At 59.5% G+C, this 17770-nt stretch carries 17 protein-coding genes and 4 tRNA genes; 3 read left to right on the top strand and 18 right to left on the bottom strand.

The annotated features are described in order from the left end of the window. Positions 1–72 precede the first annotated feature (72 nt). Both AB4O01_RS00970 and AB4O01_RS00965 read right to left on the bottom strand, forming a co-directional pair. Positions 73–264, bottom strand: coding sequence for a hypothetical protein (locus tag AB4O01_RS00970; protein ID WP_460090350.1), 192 nt, complete (start codon positions 262–264; stop codon positions 73–75). An 11-nt stretch (positions 265–275) separates the two neighbouring features. Further along, the gene (locus tag AB4O01_RS00965) at positions 276–644 is read right to left on the bottom strand and encodes a penicillin-binding protein activator LpoB (protein ID WP_093432120.1); all 369 of its coding nucleotides are present in this window, start codon (positions 642–644) and stop codon (positions 276–278) included. 249 nt (positions 645–893) lie between these two features. On the opposite strand from AB4O01_RS00965, the gene csrA reads away from it, so the two are divergent. Beyond that, on the top strand, positions 894–1088 hold the full coding sequence (gene csrA, locus AB4O01_RS00960; RefSeq protein ID WP_003179932.1) for a carbon storage regulator CsrA: 195 nt from the start codon (positions 894–896) through the stop codon (positions 1086–1088). 225 nt (positions 1089–1313) lie between these two features. Here the strand turns inward: csrA and AB4O01_RS00955 are convergent, their stop codons facing one another. After that, on the bottom strand, positions 1314–1769 hold the full coding sequence (locus AB4O01_RS00955; protein ID WP_460090348.1) for a DUF2214 family protein: 456 nt from the start codon (positions 1767–1769) through the stop codon (positions 1314–1316). Here AB4O01_RS00955 and AB4O01_RS00950 point away from each other — a divergent pair. Continuing rightward, entirely contained in the window at positions 1758–1970 is a 213-nt protein-coding gene (locus AB4O01_RS00950; protein WP_139213399.1) for a hypothetical protein, read from the top strand. The two genes, AB4O01_RS00955 and AB4O01_RS00950, sit on opposite strands and share 12 nt — an antisense overlap. 415 nt (positions 1971–2385) lie before the next feature. Here the strand turns inward: AB4O01_RS00950 and AB4O01_RS00945 are convergent. Then, a tRNA-Val gene (locus tag AB4O01_RS00945) sits at positions 2386–2462 on the bottom strand. A gap of 183 nt (positions 2463–2645) precedes the next feature. On the opposite strand from AB4O01_RS00945, the gene AB4O01_RS00940 reads away from it, so the two are divergent. Further along, a complete protein-coding gene (locus AB4O01_RS00940; RefSeq protein WP_093432114.1) occupies positions 2646–3929 on the top strand; it encodes an NAD(P)/FAD-dependent oxidoreductase in 1284 nt (427 codons plus the stop codon). A 47-nt stretch (positions 3930–3976) separates the two neighbouring features. On the opposite strand, the gene AB4O01_RS00935 is transcribed toward AB4O01_RS00940, so the two are convergent. The 14 genes from AB4O01_RS00935 to accD form a co-directional block, all read right to left on the bottom strand. Further along, complete coding sequence (locus tag AB4O01_RS00935; RefSeq protein ID WP_460090347.1) at positions 3977–4948, bottom strand: XdhC family protein; 972 nt, start codon at positions 4946–4948, stop codon at positions 3977–3979. Position 4949: 1 nt separating this feature from the next. Next, on the bottom strand, positions 4950–6185 hold the full coding sequence (locus AB4O01_RS00930) for a c-type cytochrome (protein WP_460090346.1): 1236 nt from the start codon (positions 6183–6185) through the stop codon (positions 4950–4952). A 2-nt stretch (positions 6186–6187) separates the two neighbouring features. Continuing rightward, on the bottom strand, positions 6188–6727 hold the full coding sequence (locus tag AB4O01_RS00925) for a (2Fe-2S)-binding protein (protein WP_038369461.1): 540 nt from the start codon (positions 6725–6727) through the stop codon (positions 6188–6190). Further along, the gene (locus AB4O01_RS00920) at positions 6720–9551 is read right to left on the bottom strand and encodes a xanthine dehydrogenase family protein molybdopterin-binding subunit (protein ID WP_460090344.1); all 2832 of its coding nucleotides are present in this window, start codon (positions 9549–9551) and stop codon (positions 6720–6722) included. The genes AB4O01_RS00925 and AB4O01_RS00920 overlap by 8 nt, the downstream gene beginning before the upstream one ends. A 411-nt stretch (positions 9552–9962) precedes the next feature. Then, positions 9963–10039: transfer RNA gene (locus AB4O01_RS00915), tRNA-Asp, on the bottom strand. Between the two features lie 93 nt (positions 10040–10132). Next, positions 10133–10209 (bottom strand) — tRNA-Asp (locus AB4O01_RS00910). A gap of 56 nt (positions 10210–10265) precedes the next feature. Further along, a tRNA-Val gene (locus AB4O01_RS00905) sits at positions 10266–10341 on the bottom strand. 216 nt (positions 10342–10557) lie between these two features. Further along, complete coding sequence (locus tag AB4O01_RS00900) at positions 10558–11334, bottom strand: SDR family oxidoreductase (RefSeq protein WP_093432102.1); 777 nt, start codon at positions 11332–11334, stop codon at positions 10558–10560. Next, complete coding sequence (locus AB4O01_RS00895) at positions 11331–12542, bottom strand: O-succinylhomoserine sulfhydrylase (protein WP_320337338.1); 1212 nt, start codon at positions 12540–12542, stop codon at positions 11331–11333. Before AB4O01_RS00895 ends, AB4O01_RS00900 begins: the two co-directional genes overlap by 4 nt. A 73-nt stretch (positions 12543–12615) precedes the next feature. Next, positions 12616–14121: an amidophosphoribosyltransferase gene (purF, locus tag AB4O01_RS00890; RefSeq protein WP_016984539.1), complete on the bottom strand. Its 1506-nt coding sequence runs from the start codon at positions 14119–14121 to the stop codon at positions 12616–12618. 41 nt (positions 14122–14162) lie between these two features. Next, the gene (locus tag AB4O01_RS00885) at positions 14163–14723 is read right to left on the bottom strand and encodes a CvpA family protein (protein WP_007913461.1); all 561 of its coding nucleotides are present in this window, start codon (positions 14721–14723) and stop codon (positions 14163–14165) included. A 98-nt stretch (positions 14724–14821) separates the two neighbouring features. After that, positions 14822–15472 (bottom strand): SPOR domain-containing protein, encoded by a 651-nt coding sequence (locus AB4O01_RS00880; RefSeq protein WP_093432096.1) that lies wholly within the window; start codon positions 15470–15472, stop codon positions 14822–14824. Further along, positions 15456–16763, bottom strand: a complete 1308-nt coding sequence (gene folC / locus AB4O01_RS00875; RefSeq protein WP_460090343.1) for a bifunctional tetrahydrofolate synthase/dihydrofolate synthase — start codon at positions 16761–16763, stop codon at positions 15456–15458. The genes AB4O01_RS00880 and folC overlap by 17 nt, the downstream gene beginning before the upstream one ends. Beyond that, positions 16760–17680, bottom strand: coding sequence for an acetyl-CoA carboxylase, carboxyltransferase subunit beta (gene accD, locus AB4O01_RS00870; protein WP_007913458.1), 921 nt, complete (start codon positions 17678–17680; stop codon positions 16760–16762). Before accD ends, folC begins: the two co-directional genes overlap by 4 nt. Positions 17681–17770 lie beyond the last annotated feature (90 nt).

The following is a 17770-nucleotide window of genomic DNA, read 5'->3' as shown; positions in this document are numbered from 1 at the left end:
GTTCGAGGCCTTTTCATTTGCACCTGATTAGCGGCTTTGTTGTGTCGCCAGCAGCCCATCAAACTCAGTGACTCACGAGGTATGCCACGCTCTTTGATCAGGTATCTGCGCAATATTCATGACGGCTGTCGACTCTTCGGCAATCCAGCCGTAAAAGCCGTCAGTGGCGGTGTCGGCGATTTCCTGGAGAATGTTCTTTTCCATGTCGACGTCAGCCAACTCAATCGCTTGTCCCGCTGCTGCCATATCAACTGGCAGAGTCACCGCCCGTTCGTTTACGGCGTGAGCGGATGCTCGACCAGCACCGACTCAACGTTCTGTTTCTTGGCCTTCACCAACGCTGCATCCACTTGCACCTTACGTGCTTCAGCTTCAGCCTGAGAGTTGAACGGACCAATCAGAATTCGCGTTTTGCCGCTGCTGTCCTTGATCACCGTAGGCACGAAGGCGTGCTCGATGAGCCAGCCACTCAGGTCGCTGACAGCCTGTGGCGTTTCACCGCGCACTTCGAGATCCCATTGTGGTGCAGCGGCCGCCGCCGGCGCCGTCACTGCTGCCGACTGTGGTTTTGCTGCGTCTGCATTCTTGCCTTCACCACACCCTGCCAATACCAGTGCCGCGACTACCCAAACCAATTTGCGCACAACGCTTTCCTCGAAATTCTCAAAGCCGCGATCTTATCATTCATAAATACTTCGCGAGCCCCGCAAAATGGGCACAAAACAACGAGATTGATGCTTGCAGCCTCTGTATAGTTACGCCCTGGGAATTAATGCCGCTTCTGCGCGTCAGAAAGAGGCACCCAAACCGTGAGACTTCGCACTAATCTATACGTACACCGACCTCTGCACTGTCTGAATCAGGTGCCCTACAAAGCAATCAAGGAGAAGACCATGCTGATACTCACCCGCAAAGTCGGTGAAAGCATAAACATTGGTGATGACATTACGATCACCATTCTGGGCGTAAGCGGCCAACAGGTCCGCATTGGTATCAATGCTCCGAAAAACGTTGCCGTGCACCGTGAAGAGATTTACCAGCGCATTCAGGCTGGCCTGACCGCCCCGGACAAGCCACAAACTCCCTGAGCCAGATCGCAGTCAGTAGCCAGTCCGTTTACCTTGTGGAATGACTGGCTAGAGATTCACGCGCCGTATTGCCATCCGCTCCCCACTCTGTTGGGCACGGCGCCTGACACGCAAAACCCGACTCCCCTTCCAACCTCTCCCCGCATGCTCTTGCTGCCCGATACTACCTGCCATCCCCGAGGCTGGCTGTCGGACATTTCCGATAGAGCGCAGAGAATTCGCCCTCTAACCGAATGTCACACCACGCGCCATGCCTGTGGCCGCAATCACCATGAGCACCAGCAACAACGCCTCGACATGACTGATTCGCGCGTACAGCTTCGCGCGCCCGGCATCGATTGCTGCGCCGCGTGCGGAAGCGATCCGCCACTTGACCAACGTGATCATCGGGGCGAGTTCTACAATCAGGATCAGCACAAACAGCATCATCTTCAGATGAAACAGTGGCTGATGAAGATAATAGTCAGTGCCCTTTTCAAAGCCTCCAAAAACCCGCACTCCCCCTGTCACCAGCAGAATCAATGCAGAGATGCCCCATAGGTTATCGGCCAGCAAAACGCGCCGGGGCTCGCCTGAACCGGCAGCAAGGCGACTAAACGCCGTGCCACGCGTCAGTACCGCCCAGAAACCCAAGGCAAATGCCAGCAGATGAACAGCTGCAAGAAACCAATGAACCAGCATCGATACCCCCTCATCGCAGAGTTGAAAATCGGCCAGTCAGTAGTAGTTGAAAAAACCAGGATGTGCCTGCGGGGTGTCGCCAGGCCTTCAGGAGAGATCGAAAGGAAAAATTTCAGCCAGTTGAGGCAAATCGCAGGCAAAAAAAATCCCAAGCAGCTGATGGAAGCTTGGGATTTAAAAATGCATAAACCGTGGTGGTGAACGCGGGACGAATGTTACTTAATCCCACGAACAGTAACAACATTTTTTTGATAACTGGCTGGTTAGTAACACTCGTAACCTGTTCAATATCCACACTTTTTCAAAGGGCGCTGGCGACGAACGGTGAATCGTCAACCAACTGCCTGACCCGACGACGCAGAAATTCGATCAGAGGCGGGAGGCACGACGAGGACTTGCGCACGCCATTCAGCAAGGACCGCTAAACGGTGAAGCACGACGCGCAGTGGATCAACAGGCCTCGCATGGAATTTCGAATGCCCTGAGATCGACTAAACGCGAAGTCCAGCTGGCGCCCTGAGGAGGGTTTTGCAAAAGTTTTGCAAATCGCAGACAACAAAAAATGGCCCACCTTTCGGTGAGCCCTTCTAGACCGCCCAGCAGAGCGGATTTTGTTTGGTAGGCGCGATTGGACTCGAACCAACGACCCCCACCATGTCAAGGTGGTGCTCTAACCAACTGAGCTACGTGCCTGCTGTGAGGCGGCATTCTACGGAATTCCGGAGGGGTGTCAACACCTTTTTTTCACCTAACCCTATGAATATGCAAAATATTTAATTTCGGCTCGCCGACGCAGATTTTCCGGTGGCTGGCGGAGGTTTTTCAACTCGGGTAGGATCGACGCACTCGTAAAATATATTAAACAGAGGCTGCAGGATGGCGAACACCCCTTACCCAGAGTCTTATTACGCTGCGTCGGCCAATGCCGTACCGCCCCGCCCTGCCTTGCAGGATGATGTGGAGACGGACGTCTGTGTGATCGGCGCCGGGTATACCGGATTGTCCTCAGCGCTGTTCCTGTTGGAGAACGGTTTTCGCGTCACCGTGCTGGAGGCGGCCAAGGTCGGGTTCGGCGCCTCCGGGCGTAATGGCGGGCAGATCGTTAACAGTTATAGCCGTGACATTGATGTGATCGAACGCAGCGTCGGACCGAAGCAGGCGCAACTTCTCGGGCAGATGGCATTCGAAGGCGGCCGGATCATTCGCGAGCGCGTGGCCAAGTACAACATCCAGTGCGACCTGAAGGACGGCGGCGTGTTCGCGGCGCTGACGGCCAAGCAGATGGGCCACCTGGAATCGCAGAAGCGCCTCTGGGAGCGCTTCGGTCATACGCAACTGGAACTGCTCGATCAGCGCCGCATTCGCGAAGTGGTTGCGTGCGATCAGTACGTCGGCGGCATGCTCGACATGAGCGGTGGGCACATCCACCCGCTGAACCTTGCGCTGGGCGAAGCGGCGGCGGTCGAGTCTCTCGGCGGCACGATCCATGAACAGTCACCCGCCGTGCGCATCGAGCGCGGCGCCAACCCGGTGGTGCACACGCCGCAGGGCAAGGTCAGGGCCAAGTTCATCATCGTCGCGGGCAATGCCTACCTCGGTAATCTGGTGCCGGAGCTTGCGGCCAAATCAATGCCGTGCGGCACGCAAGTCATCACCACCGAGCCACTGGGTGACGAGCTGGCGAAAGCGCTGCTGCCGCAGGACTACTGCGTTGAAGACTGCAATTACCTGCTCGACTACTACCGCCTCACGGGCGACAAGCGCCTGATCTTCGGCGGCGGTGTGGTGTATGGCGCGCGCGACCCGGCGAACATCGAAGCGATCATCCGCCCGAAAATGCTCAAGGCCTTCCCGCAGCTCAAGGATGTGAAGATTGACTACGCCTGGACCGGAAATTTCCTGCTGACCCTGTCGCGCTTGCCACAGGTCGGGCGCCTGGGCGACAACATCTATTATTCGCAGGGTTGCAGCGGCCATGGCGTGACCTACACGCATCTTGCAGGCAAAGTGCTGGCCGAAGCGCTACGCGGTCAGGCCGAGCGCTTTGATGCGTTTGCCGATTTGCCACATTACCCGTTCCCCGGCGGGCAGTTGCTGCGTACGCCATTTGCGGCGTTGGGCGCTTGGTATTACGGCTTGCGCGACAAATTCGGGATGTAAAAAAGGGCCGCTGAACAGCGGCCCTTCTTATTCAACACAGAACGGTTTCAGAGTTGGTCTCGGGCAATCCCGTTACGGATTCGCAAGATATCCGCCAGCACCGCCAAGGCAATTTCCGCTGGCGTCTTGCTGCCGAGGTTAAGACCGATCGGCGCATGAATCCGCGCCAACTCCGCCTCGCCCCAGCCGCCAATTCGACGCAAACGCTCGAAGCGCTTCTGTGACGTCTGCAGCGAGCCCATCACGCCAATGTAGAACGCTTCGGTGCGCACCGCTTCCATCATCGCCAGGTCATCGATACGCGGATCGTGAGTGAGCGCTACGACTGCGGTATCACGATGACAGCCACCGTCAGCAATGAACACCGACGGCAACTGCCGACGAATCTCCACGCCATCCAGCACCACGCCTTCAAGCACCTCGTCGCGCGGATCGCAGAGAATCACCTCAAAACCCAATCCAACGGCAAACTCGGCACACGCCTGCGCCACACTGGAATACCCGGCGAGCAACAAACGCTGCGCCGCGCCGACACGAGCGCGCACCCGATCAATCTCACGCTCGATCCGCGCGCCCTGCTCGCGATCAGCGAACAGACTGCGTGCACCGCTGGCCAGATCGACCTCGCGAATCAAGCGGCGCTGACCGAGCAGCGCCGACTCCAATTCACGCAGATGCGCCTGTACCTCGCAGTCGGCGTCAAATTTCTCTACCAGCACATCGAGAATTCCGCCACAAGGCAGGCTGACCCGCGAGCGCGGATCATCACCCTCGCCGTAACGCACGACGTTGACCGCATCGAGAAACGCACCTTCGGCGACGCGCTCGAGAAAATCCTCCTCGACGCAGCCGCCGGACAGCGAACCGATCCACTGTCCGCCATCGTTCACCGCCAGCAGCGAACCCGGCGCACGCGGTGCCGAACCATAAGTCGTCAGCACGGTGCAGAGCCAGATGCGCTGCCCCGCCACCGACCACTCCAGCGCGCGGCGCACCACTTGTAGATCGAGATGCTGCATGTCAGTGCGCCTTGTGCTCGATGGACGGTGCGTCGGCTTGCAGCTTCTGCACTTCACTCACCGCCAACTCAGCGGATTGACCACCCCAACCTTGACGCAGGTAGTTGAGCAGATCAGTCAGTTGCTCAGGACTGAGCTTGCCAGCGAAGCCCGGCATCGGTTGCATGTGCTCGAACCCGGAAAACTTCTGCTCGCCGATACCATCCTCGATCACGCGCAACAGGTTGCGTGGGTCTTCCAGACGCAACGTGGTATTACCGCGCATGGCCACCGCGATATGCGGCTTGCCTTCGCCACCGACCGCATGGCAACCGGCGCAGACGTTCAGGTATTCCTGCTGGCCGCGCTGGGCGCTGGCGCTGAGTTTCTCGACTGGCACTTCAACGAGGGCTTTGGCTGCCGGCGGTTTGTCGCCGAGCAGGAACGTCGCCATCGCCGCCAGATCGGCATCGCTCAGGCCTTGAGTGCTGTTGTGGAACACCGGGAACATCTCGTTGAACATCGTCCCTTGCGCACTCATGCCGTGCTTGAGGAACGTGCCGAGGTCCTGCTCGTTCCAGCCGCGAGCGGCCAGATCGGTGGCCAGCAGGCTCGGCGCCAGATAACCATTGAGGATGCCGCCAGTCAGACGCTTGTCCAGCTGCATTGCGCCCGGGAGGCCACGCGGCGTGTGGCATTCGCCGCAATGACCGAGCACTTCGACCATGTACTGGCCGCGCTTCCAGGCTTCGCTTTTGCCTTCGGCCGGCTCCAGTTTCAGGGCTTTGCCGTACATCATGTTCCAGCCGATCAGGCCCGGACGCACGTTAAACGGGAAGCTCAGGCTGGTGACCGGGGCTGCACGCTCGATCGGCTCGATGGTTTTCAGATACGTATGGATCGCATCCGAGTCTTCACGCGGCATCAGGTGATACGAGGTATACGGCATCGCCGGATACAAATTCGCGCCATCGCGACGCTTGCCTTCAGTCAGCGCCGCGAAGAACTCATCATCGTTGTACAAACCGATGCCGTGCTCTTTGCTCGGGGTAATGTTGGTGCCGTAGATCGTGCCGAACGGCGAGACGATCGGCAGGCCGCCGGCAAACGGCGCGCCGCCCGGTGCAGTGTGGCAAGCCATGCAGTCAGCGGCGCGGGCGAGGTATTCGCCGCGCTTGACCTGATCATCGGCGTGGGCAAACAACAGCGGCGCAGCGAGGCCGACCGCCAGGGTCAGGCGAGTCAGAAAAAGCTTCATGCTTAACCCTCCTTGACCAGGCCGAGATCGGTCAGCACGTTGCGGGTAGCGTTGTAGTAACGCACGTACCCGGTGCAACGGCAGACGTGATGGCCGAGGCTGTCCTCGATGACTTGTTCGAGCTTGCTTTGCACGGTCGGCTGGCGCTGCAGCTTCTCGACCAGCACGGTCGCGGCGTTAACGAAGCCCGGCGCGCAGTAGCTGCACTGGAAGGCGAACTCGTCGACGAAGCGTTGCTGGATCGGATTCAGCTCGGTGACCTGACCGCTCTCGTCACGCTTGGCGTGAGACTCGATGGTGCGGACTTTCTTGCCTTCGAAATAGTGCGCGCCGGTGATGCAAGTGCGCACTTCTTCGCTGGTGCCGTCCGGGTTATCGACGATCACCACGCAGGCGTGGCAGATGCCCTGACCGCAGCCCAGGCGCGAACCGGTGAGGTTCTTGTATTCATGCAGGTAGTCGATCATCGGCAGGTCATCAGGGATGTCCACCGGGCCGACGGATTGACCATTGAGGGTCAGTTGAAGCGGACGGTTAGCCATTGAGGGCCTCCTTGATGCGCGCAGCAGTGATTGGCAGGTCGCGAACACGTTTACCGATGGCGTGGGCCACGGCGTTGCCGATGGCACCGACGATCGGGATCATCACCACTTCGGCGATGCCTTTGGACGGATCACTTGGCGACAGTGCCGGCAGAATCTCCGACGTCTGTTTCCACACGGCAACGTGACGCGCCATCGGCAAACGGTAACGGTTGAAGTTCCAGTCACCCTCCCCCGGGCCGCCTTCATACAGCGGCATTTCCTCCATCAAGGCGTGGCCGATGCCCATGGCGATACCACCTTCGAGCTGGCCCTTGACCAGTTCTTCGACCAGCACCCGACCGCACTCGACCCACGAATGGTGGTTGAGCACTTCGACTTCCGCCGAGCCTTTGTTGACCTTCAGTTCGACCAGTGTCGCGACCGGGCTGTAGTAAGTCACGGCAGCGTTGTTCAACTGGACAACCGGGTAATTGATGTTCTGGCGATCCAACAGGTGGAAACCAGCGGTGTTCATCAGCGCCTTCTTCGCCTTCGGCGCGCCATCGCCATATTTCACCGCCAGACCGTCGAGCGGCAGCCGCTCGCGCACGCCGTCGATGCTGTATTCGGCTTCAGCCCAGCTCCAGCGGTTGAATGCGTGAACGGTGGCGCCGGTCACCAGACCACGCTCATGAGCGTGTTTGGCCAGTTCTTCGAAGCTCAACGGTTGCATGCCGTTGGCCGTGAGTTTGCCGTCGACCCAATGCGCATCTTCGCGACGCACCACGTAAGGGTTGGCTTGACCGCCATAAGGACCCTGACGCCAGATTTCCATGGCCGCCGGCCACAAGCCGTTGTTGAACAGCACGCGTGCCGCTTCACGGGTGGCGTGACTGAAGTAGTACGCCGAGTTGGTCGCCGACGAGGCCGAAGCCAGTTTGCCGACCCAGCGCGGGTTGCGCAGCAGGCTGTCCTGCTCGGCCTGACTCATGATGTAAGGGTTGCCGCTGGTGATCAGCTGCATTTCCTTCCACTCGGTTTCGCCAGTCTTCACTTCGTGCGCCGGGCTGCCGAGGAAATCGGCAACCACTAGGGCTTGCGAGGTGGACATGCCGGTGCCGATTTCAATGCCGATGTGGCGCAGAGTGATACGACCGTCAGCCGTGAATTCGATGCTGGCCATCGGCGCTTCAGAACCGGTGCCGAAGTCTTTCTGGCAAATGGCAAAACCGACGCCGTACCAGTTGTCCGGGTCTGCCGCTTCGCGTTGTTTCTTGATCGCGTCGCGGTTTTTCCAGACTTCGTGCACCGAGGCTTTGTCGAGAATTTCATGCAGGCGCAGAGCACCGGCCGGAATCGCGCCCTGGGTGTTTTTCATGCCGGAACGCAGGGCGTTCTTGCGACGCAGATCGATCGCATCGACACCAAGGCGATTGGCGATTTCGTCGACCATCATCTCGGTCGCCGCCATGCTTTGCAGGGTGCCGTAACCGCGCATCGAACCCGCCTCAACACCACGCGAGTGATAGGCGGTGACCTGCAGGTCGTTCTGCGGCATGTAGTAGATCGACTGCGCGGCTGTTGCTCCCACTGCGGCTACGGATGGGCTGTAATTGATCCGGCCGCCACCGTCGACGCTCATTTCGGCACGGAAAATCTTGAAGGTGTAGTCATTCTTGTCCACGGCCAACTGGTAGCGGATGTCGAACGGGTGGCGCTTGATGCCACTCTGGAACTGCTCGTAGCGGTCGTTGGCCAGACGCACCGGCACACCTGCGCCATACAGCGCCGCGAGGGCTGCGTAGTAGACGAAGATGTTGTGGTCTTTGGAACCGTAACCGACGGTGTAACCCGGGTGCATGTTCAGGTTGTCGAGGCCGAAACGCGACGGCGCGATCATCTTCGCGGTTTCGGTCGCTGCCTCCAGCGGGCACTGGGTGGCCACGACGAAATGCAGGGTTTTGGTTTTCGGGTCGTACCAGCCGTTGCCGTTGTCCGGCTCCATGGCGGCCGGCTCGATCGACGGGGTCTTGTAGCGCTCGTCGAACACCAGCCAGTTGTCTGGTGGCGTATCGATCTCTTGCTTCATGCGGTCAGCGTAGAACAGGCCGCGCTCGGTCAGGTTGCCGTGCAGGTTCGGCTGGGAATTCCACACCGGACGACGGTTCTTCAGCATCGGGAACAGGATCGAATCCTTGAGGCTGGCGAATTCGTCTTCGTCGGCCGAGGTCGCGCCGCCGACGCGCACGTAGCGGAAGCTGCCGTAGGGGTCGCCTTCGTAGAACGGCGCTACATTGCCATAGCGGATTGCTTTGTCATTGAATTTGAGTTTGTTCTTGGCCTGGCGGAAACGCTCGAAGTCGTTCCAGATCAGGATTGCCACCGGGTGACCGATGAACATCGGCACTTTGCCTTCTGGCAACAGTGGATCCGGCGCGTGCTCTTCGGGGAAGACGATGCCGTCCTTGTCCAGATCAGCGGCGGTGACAATGCGGTCAGGCTGCAAGTCAGCGCCAAGCCACGACAGGTCGTAGCCGTCGTAGATGCGGTCAGCCTTGATGGTTTTCAGCAGCATGGCGTGGCCTTGCTGTTCAGGCCAGCCCGGCATGTCCTTGGAACGGATGTCGCGAGCAAAGACTTTGCTGCCGCAGACCTTGGACAGTGCATCGTTGCGCTGACGCGCCTTGCCGTTGTTGCCGAGCCATTTCTCGGACGGCACGGTGACGGTGTTTTCCATCAAGGCTGCCAGCGCCTGACTGCTGAGCGGCGTGAGCGTGACGCTCACACCCGCCACCAGCCCGCCCTGGAGGAACGAGCGCCGGGATATTTCACGGTTGGACATGGATCATCCTCTGGGCGGTTATGTGTCCGCCCTTCTGGTTATCTACTGGGGAATCTCGAGTCTTGCAGAAGCCTTTCTTGGCTAAACAAAAGGCGTGATGACAGTGCAAAGCTGACCGAAAGGTTAACTTTAAAGGTTTCTGCGCTCGCAGCAAACAACCAGTTACAAAAATTTGACTAAAGGATCAGAAAATCAATGCGACGTGGCACCGCAGGAGCTCGTTGAACATACCAACGCTCCCACATGGGGATTTGTGTCGAATTCAGAATCAGGGGGAAGGAGCAGAGGGAAAAGCCAAATTTCAGACACAAAAAACCCCGGTCTTTCGACCAGGGTCTTTGCTATCGATTCCGAATCAGCCAACGGCTGTTTTCGGTGCTTCAAGGCGTTCAGTGGTCCTTGGAGCAGATATGGCGCAGCGGACGGGACTCGAACCCGCGACCCCCGGCGTGACAGGCCGGTATTCTAACCGACTGAACTACCGCTGCGTATCGCTTTGAGCTTGCGCTCAAGTAACTCGTTTTGACTGCAAGCTTCGGTGCTTTGCAATCGCGAACCAGACAGGTCTGATTCGTAAAATATGGCGCAGCGGACGGGACTCGAACCCGCGACCCCCGGCGTGACAGGCCGGTATTCTAACCGACTGAACTACCGCTGCGCGTCGGTGCAGGCACTTTCAGCCTACGCTCTTGCTTACGCAAGTCTCTCGGGGAGTGGTGGGTGATGACGGGATCGAACCGCCGACATTCTGCTTGTAAGGCAGACGCTCTCCCAGCTGAGCTAATCACCCGTTTGCATCTCCGAGGCCGCGAAATTTACGCAGGTAGCGAACCTAAGTCAATAGCAGGATTGAAGTTTTTCTGAAAAAGACGAAATTGTTTCGATCCTGCAAGACCGCCTTCGCGAGCAAGCTCGCTTCCACAGGGGATTGCATTCCAAATGCGGGAGCGAGCTTGCTCGCGAAGGCGTCAGTTCATTCAACGCAAATTCAGGCGAAAAAGGCGACCTACTCGCTGTAGATCATCTTTTTCGTCATGCCGCCATCAACGACGAATTCCTGTCCGGTAACAAACCCGGCATTCCTTGACAGCAACCAGGCAACCATCGCCGCCACATCCTCGACCGTCCCTACCCTGCCCGCAGGATGCTGAGCATGGTCGGCATCGGCCAACGGCTCAGCGCGACGCGCAGAAGGATCACGCGCATCAATCCAGCCCGGACTGACCGCGTTGACGCGAATCTCCGGCCCCAGACTGATCGCCAGCGCATGCGTAAGCGCCAGCAAGCCGCCCTTGCTCGCCGCATAAGCCTCGGAGTCCGCTTCCGACTGCCGCGCACGAGTAGAGGCCAGATTGACGATCGAACCGTTGTGCGCACGCAGATACGGCGCACAGTGCTTGGCCAACAGCATCGGCCCACTGAGATTCACCGCCAGCACCCGATTCCAGTAAGCCAGATCGAGGCTTTCCAGTGTGATGTTGTGCGGATCAGCGACCGCCGCGTTGCACACCAGCGCATCGAGACGACCAAACTGACCCAGCACCTCAGCCACACCGAGCGCCACCTGACTTTCCTCGGCAACGTCCATGGCAATGAACCAGGCATTTTCGCCCAACACCTTCGCCACTTTCGAACCGCGCGCCCGATCCAGATCGGTCAACACGACTTGCCAGCCCTCGCTGATCAGCCAGGCAGCGATGCCCAGACCGATACCGCGCGCGGCCCCCGTGACCAGTGCGACGCGGCCATGGGTACCTGCTGTCGGCGTAGACAACTCGATCACAACGCGGCCAGACCGCGCGCCAGGTCGGCTTGCAGGTCGGCGACGTCTTCCAGACCGACCGCGATGCGAATCAGGCTGTCACGGATGCCCGCCGCTTCACGCTCTTGCGGCGCCAGACGGCCGTGAGAGGTGGTGCTCGGGTGCGTGATCGTGGTCTTGCTGTCGCCGAGGTTGGCGGTAATCGAAATCAGTCGGGTCGCATCGATGAAGCGCCAAGCGCCCTCTTTGCCGCCCTTGACCTCAAAGCTTACAACCGCACCGAAACCCTTCTGCTGACGCTGGGCCAGTTCGTGCTGCGGATGGCTCTTGAGACCGGCGTAATGCACCTTCTCAATGCCGTCCTGCTGCTCCAGCCATTCGGCTAGCGCCTGAGCATTCGCGCAGTGCGCCTTCATCCGCAGGTTCAGGGTTTCCAGACCTTTGAGAAAGATCCACGCGTTGAACGGGCTCAGGGTCGGCCCGGCAGTGCGCAGGAAGCCGACGACTTCTTTCATCTGCTCACTGCGACCGGCCACCACACCGCCCATGCAACGGCCCTGGCCATCGATGAACTTGGTCGCCGAGTGCACGACAATATCTGCACCCATTTTCAGCGGCTGCTGCAACGCTGGCGTGCAGAAGCAGTTATCGACGACCAGCATCGCGCCTTTGGCGTGAGCAATTTCAGCCAGTGCAGTGATGTCGACCAACTCGGCCAACGGATTCGACGGTGACTCGACAAAGAGCAGTTTGGTGCTGGATTTGATTGCCGCATCCCAACCCGACAGGTCGGCCAAAGGCACGTAATCCACTTCCACACCGAAACGCTTGAAGTACTTCTCGAACAGGCTGATGGTCGAACCGAACACGCTGCGCGAAACCAACACATGGTCGCCGGCACTGCACAGGCTCATCACCACCGCCATGATAGCGGCCATGCCGGTTGCGGTCGCAACGGCTTGCTCGGCACCCTCCAGCGCAGCAATGCGCTCCTCGAACGCGCGCACGGTCGGGTTGGTATAACGCGAGTAAACGTTACCCGGCACTTCCCCGGCGAACCGTGCGGCCGCGTCGGCAGCGGTGCGGAACACATAGCTGGAGGTGAAGAACATCGGATCACCGTGCTCACCTTCCGGCGTACGGTGCTGACCGGCACGTACGGCCAGGGTATCGAACGCTACGCCTTCGAGGTCGCTGTCCAGCCGACCGGCATCCCATTCCTGACTCATGCTGTCACTCCTTGCCGTATTCTCGAAAATTGAAAGTCAGATACAAAACCGGCCCCTCAGGGCCGGTGATAACTCAGTTGTTGTACAGATCGATGATCGCACTGACCGCCTGGGTCTTGACCTTCGAGGCATCGTTGCGTGCCTGCTCGATCTTGTCCAGGTAAGCCTCGTCGACGTCACCGGTAACATACTTGCCGTCGAACACCGCGCAATCGAAATTCTCGATCTTGATCTTGCCGCCGCCAACCGCTTCGATCAAGTCAGGCAGGTCCTGATAGATCAGCCAGTCAGCGCCGATCAGATCCGCCACGTCCTGAGTCGAACGGTTGTGTGCGATCAGTTCGTGCGCGCTTGGCATGTCGATGCCGTAGACGTTCGGGAAGCGTACCGCTGGCGCTGCCGAGCAGAAGTAGACGTTTTTCGCGCCGGCTTCGCGGGCCATCTGGATGATCTGCTTGCACGTGGTGCCGCGCACGATCGAGTCGTCGACCAGCATCACGTTCTTGCCGCGGAATTCCAGCTCGATGGCGTTGAGCTTCTGGCGAACCGACTTCTTGCGAGCCGCCTGGCCCGGCATGATGAAGGTACGACCGATGTAACGGTTCTTGACGAAACCTTCGCGGAACTTCACGCCCAGGTGGTTGGCCAGCTCCAGCGCCGCGGTACGGCTGGTGTCCGGAATCGGGATAACCACATCGATGTCATGCTCTGGACGCTCGCGCAGGATCTTCTCGGCGAGTTTCTCACCCATGCGCAGGCGAGCCTTGTAGACCGACACGCCGTCGATGATCGAGTCCGGACGCGCCAGGTAGACGTGTTCGAAAATGCACGGGGTCAGGGACGGATTGGTCGCGCACTGACGGGTGTGCAGCTTGCCGTCCTCAGTGATGTAGACCGCTTCGCCCGGCGCCAGGTCGCGAATCAGGGTGAAACCGAGCACGTCCAGCGAAACGCTTTCGGAGGCGATCATGTATTCAACGCCTTCGTCAGTGTGACGCTGACCGAACACGATCGGACGAATGCCGTGCGGGTCACGGAAACCGACGATGCCATAACCGGTGACCATCGCCACAACGGCGTAACCGCCAACACAACGGTTGTGCACGTCGGTCACGGCGGCAAACACGTCTTCTTCGGTCGGTTGCAGCTTGCCGCGCTGGGCCAGCTCGTGAGCGAACACGTTGAGCAGCACTTCCGAGTCGGAACTGGTGTTGACGTGACGCAGATCGGATTCGTAGATCTCTTTGGCCAACTGCTCAACGTTGGTCAGGTTACCGTTGTGCGCCAGAGTGATGCCGTAAGGCGAGTTGACGTAAAACGGTTGGGCTTCGGCCGAAGTCGAGCTACCCGCGGTCGGGTAACGGACGTGGCCGATCCCCATGTGGCCGACCAGACGCTGCATGTGACGCTGTTGAAACACGTCACGCACCAGGCCATTGTCCTTGCGCAGGAACAACCGGCCATCATGGCTGGTCACGATACCGGCAGCGTCCTGGCCGCGGTGCTGGAGCACGGTTAGCGCGTCATACAGCGCCTGATTGACGTTCGACTTACCGACGATACCGACGATGCCACACATGCGACGCAACCCCTACTTAATGGATCTGAACTGAACAACACTCACTGAGGCGTTTTCGCCGACGGCAAGAGTTGCTCCTTGAACGGAATATCAGCGGGTACGCTGATTCCGCTGGCAAGCCACTGACTGCTCCACCCGAGAATCAGGTTTTTGGACCAATCAGCGACCAATAGAAATTTTGGTACGAGCTGTGATTCTTTCCACCACCCGTCCTGCTGTACCGGCCCCAGGCTCAACAGCCCGACCGCCACGACCACCAGCAACACGCCACGCGCTGCGCCGAAGGCCATGCCGAGGAATCGATCGGTCCCGGACAACCCGGTGACGCGAACCAACTCGCCGATAAGATAATTGATCATTGCGCCCACGATCAGTGTGGCGACAAACATGATGGCACAGCCCGCGATCACGCGAGCCGATGGGGTTTCGATGTATCCGGCGAGGTACTCGGACAATGAGCCACCGAACATCCAGGCGACGACTCCTGCGATGATCCAGGTCACCAGCGATAATGCTTCCTTGACGAAGCCGCGGCTCAAACTGATCAAAGCGGAGATGGCGATGATTGCAACGATCGCCCAGTCAACCCAGGTAAATGGCACAGTGCAGCCTACAGACGGATAAGGCGGCGCATTTTAGCAGAGCGCATGCCTCTCGGTAAGCTGCGATTGTCAGTGCATTTCAATCGAGGCGATAGTTTTTAACCACGCTCGGGCTGGAAGCGCACGACAAAGCCCTTGAGGTTCTGCTGACGACCCAACAGATCACGCAGACGATCGGCTTCGGCACGCTCGATCAGCGGACCGACAAACACCCGATTCTTGCCATCGGCCGAACGGATATAGGCGTTGTAGCCTTGGCTGCGCAGGGTTTTCTGCAAACTCTCTGCACTGGCGCGACTCGACAGACTGGCCAACTGCACCGACCAGCTCACCGACAGGCCATTGGCATCGACGCGGCTTTGCGTGGTGTCCGGCTTGGTCGAGGACGCAGTGATCGGCTGAGCAGGCGCCGGAATCGGCTTGGCCACCGCCGGCGGCGCAACAGGCTTGGTGATCATGATGGGAGCCGTCGGCGTCGCGGCGACGGGCGCAGCAGGCGCTGTGTCTTCGGCGACTTCTTCATCAGTCGGCACCGGCTCTTGCGGCAAGGCTTGCGGCTCGGGAACAGCCACCGTCTCCATCTGCACTTGCGGCACGACAGGCGCTTGCGGCGCGGCGGGTGCTTCGACGGTCACCTGACGTTGCTCGTCCTGACGGGAAAACAGCATCGGCAGGAAAATCACTGCCAGCGCGACCAGCACCAAAGCGCCAACCATGCGCTGCTTGTACGCTTTATCCAGCAAAGCCATTTGCCGCTTCCTCCGTGGAGCGCCGGGCCAGCCATTCAAGGGCCTCGGCGACACAATAAAATGATCCGAACAACAGAATCTCGTCGTCACTGGTGGCTACTGCGCACTGCCCTTCCAGCGCAGCGGCGACACTGTCGTAAGACGTGACCGACGCACCAAGGTTCTGCAATGCAGCGTTTAATTCAGCCACCGGACGGGCACGCGGAGAATCCAGCGGCGCCACCGCCCAATGCTCGACACTAGCATTCAATTCGCTGACAACACCATCCAGATCCTTGTCGGCCAACAGACCAAACACCGCCAGGCGCTTGCCGACCGGTGGTCGCGAGGCCAGACGACGAGCCAGATACTCGGCGGCATGCGGGTTATGCCCGACATCCAGCAACAGGTTCAGACGCTTGCCGTTCCAATCGAACGAGCGGCGATCCAGTCGACCGACCACGCGAGTGGCCTGCAAGGCCGCGACAATCTGCGACGCATTCCACGGCAAGTCGAGCAGCAGATACGCCTGCAACGCCAGCGCGGCGTTCTCCATCGGCAGATCAAGCAGCGGCAAGTCACGCAATTCGACAACCAGACCCCGCGCGTCAGTGCCGCGCCACTGCCAGTGCTGATCAGTGATCCCGAGGTCGAAATCACGACCACGAAGGAAGAACGGACAGGCCAGCTCACGCACTTTATCGAGCAACGGTTGCGGAGGATTCAGATCGCCGCACAGGGCAGGTTTGCCCTGACGGAAAATTCCGGCCTTCTCGAAGGCCACGGACTCGCGGGTGTCGCCCAGATAATCGGCGTGATCCACGCCAATACTGGTAACCAGCGCGATATCGGCATCGACCACGTTGACCGTGTCCAGCCGCCCGCCCAGCCCGACTTCCAGCACCACCGCATCCAGCCCGGCCTGCTGAAACAGCCAGAACGCCGCGAGGGTGCCCATTTCGAAGTAAGTCAGGGAAGTGTCGCCGCGGCCGGCCTCGACTGCTGCAAAGGCTTCGCACAGCTGCGCGTCAGTGGCTTCGACGCCATTGAGCTGCACCCGCTCGTTGTAACGCAGCAGGTGCGGAGAATTGTAGACACCAACGCTCAGACCCTGCGCCCGCAGCAATGAAGCCACGAATGCGCAGGTCGAACCCTTGCCGTTAGTGCCGGTGACCGTGATCACCCGAGGCGCCGGCTGGCCCAGCCCCATGCGGGACGCTACCTGTTGTGAACGCTCCAGGCCCATGTCGATGGCCGACGGATGCAACTGCTCAAGGTAGGCGAGCCATTCGCCAAGGGTGCGCTCGGTCATAGGCCAGCAGGGACCGGTGGAACCACGATCGGCTCGATTGGCGCGGCGACGAATTTCGGCGTCGGCTTGCCAGTCATTTGTGCCAGCAGGTTACCCAGACGCGGGCGCAGTTCCTGACGGTGGATGATCATGTCGATCGCGCCGTGTTCCAGCAGGAACTCGCTGCGCTGGAAGCCTTCCGGCAGTTTCTCACGCACGGTTTGTTCGATAACGCGCGGACCAGCGAAGCCGATCAGGGCTTTCGGCTCACCGACGATCACGTCGCCAAGCATCGCCAGGCTCGCCGAAACACCGCCGTAGACCGGGTCGGTCAGCACGGAGATGAACGGAATGCCTTCTTCACGCAGACGCGCCAGCACTGCCGAAGTCTTGGCCATCTGCATCAGCGAGATCAGCGCTTCCTGCATGCGCGCACCACCGGAGGCGGCAAAGCAGATCATCGGGCAGCGGTTTTCCAGCGCGTAGTTGGCGGCGCGAACGAAGCGCTCACCGACGATAGCGCCCATGGAACCGCCCATGAAGGCGAATTCAAAGGCCGAAACCACCACTGGCATGCCCAGCAAAGTACCGCTGACGGAAATCAGCGCGTCTTTTTCGCCAGTCTGCTTCTGGGCAGCGGTCAGGCGATCCTTGTACTTCTTGCCGTCGCGGAATTTCAGACGGTCAACCGGCTCCAGATCGGCGCCCAGTTCGTTGCGACCTTCGGCATCGAGGAAAATGTCGATGCGCGCACGTGCGCCGATGCGCATGTGGTGGTTGCATTTAGGGCAAACGTCCAGGGTCTTTTCCAGCTCTGGACGATACAACACCGCCTCGCAAGACGGGCATTTGTGCCACAGACCTTCAGGGACCGAGCTCTTCTTGACCTCGGAACGCATGATCGAAGGGATCAGTTTGTCTACTAACCAGTTGCTCATGCTTTCTTTCTCCAGTACCGGCGGCCCGAACGCTCTGGTTCGCAGCCCCGCGTATGCCCTTCAGCTAAATTCATGTGTGTGGCGATGGTG

The sequence above is a fragment of the Pseudomonas sp. S2_E02 genome (assembly GCF_054668355.1).
The sequence above is the reverse complement of the archived record's forward strand: the minus strand, read 5'-3'. Positions and strand labels throughout refer to the sequence as shown.

What these genes read in the sequence shown, in the direction of transcription:
- AB4O01_RS00895 (WP_320337338.1), bottom strand. Translation starts at nt 12,542, where the DNA reads ATGAGTCAGGAATGGGATGCCGGTCGGCTGGACAGCGACCTCGAAGGC.
- AB4O01_RS00930 (WP_460090346.1), bottom strand. Translation starts at nt 6,185, where the DNA reads ATGAAGCTTTTTCTGACTCGCCTGACCCTGGCGGTCGGCCTCGCTGCG.
- AB4O01_RS00920 (WP_460090344.1), bottom strand. Translation starts at nt 9,551, where the DNA reads ATGTCCAACCGTGAAATATCCCGGCGCTCGTTCCTCCAGGGCGGGCTG.
- folC (WP_460090343.1), bottom strand. Translation starts at nt 16,763, where the DNA reads ATGACCGAGCGCACCCTTGGCGAATGGCTCGCCTACCTTGAGCAGTTG.
- csrA (WP_003179932.1), top strand. Translation starts at nt 894, where the DNA reads ATGCTGATACTCACCCGCAAAGTCGGTGAAAGCATAAACATTGGTGAT.
- AB4O01_RS00950 (WP_139213399.1), top strand. Translation starts at nt 1,758, where the DNA reads ATGAACCAGCATCGATACCCCCTCATCGCAGAGTTGAAAATCGGCCAG.
- purF (WP_016984539.1), bottom strand. Translation starts at nt 14,121, where the DNA reads ATGTGTGGCATCGTCGGTATCGTCGGTAAGTCGAACGTCAATCAGGCG.
- AB4O01_RS00955 (WP_460090348.1), bottom strand. Translation starts at nt 1,769, where the DNA reads ATGCTGGTTCATTGGTTTCTTGCAGCTGTTCATCTGCTGGCATTTGCC.
- AB4O01_RS00935 (WP_460090347.1), bottom strand. Translation starts at nt 4,948, where the DNA reads ATGCAGCATCTCGATCTACAAGTGGTGCGCCGCGCGCTGGAGTGGTCG.
- AB4O01_RS00925 (WP_038369461.1), bottom strand. Translation starts at nt 6,727, where the DNA reads ATGGCTAACCGTCCGCTTCAACTGACCCTCAATGGTCAATCCGTCGGC.
- AB4O01_RS00940 (WP_093432114.1), top strand. Translation starts at nt 2,646, where the DNA reads ATGGCGAACACCCCTTACCCAGAGTCTTATTACGCTGCGTCGGCCAAT.
- AB4O01_RS00880 (WP_093432096.1), bottom strand. Translation starts at nt 15,472, where the DNA reads ATGGCTTTGCTGGATAAAGCGTACAAGCAGCGCATGGTTGGCGCTTTG.
- accD (WP_007913458.1), bottom strand. Translation starts at nt 17,680, where the DNA reads ATGAGCAACTGGTTAGTAGACAAACTGATCCCTTCGATCATGCGTTCC.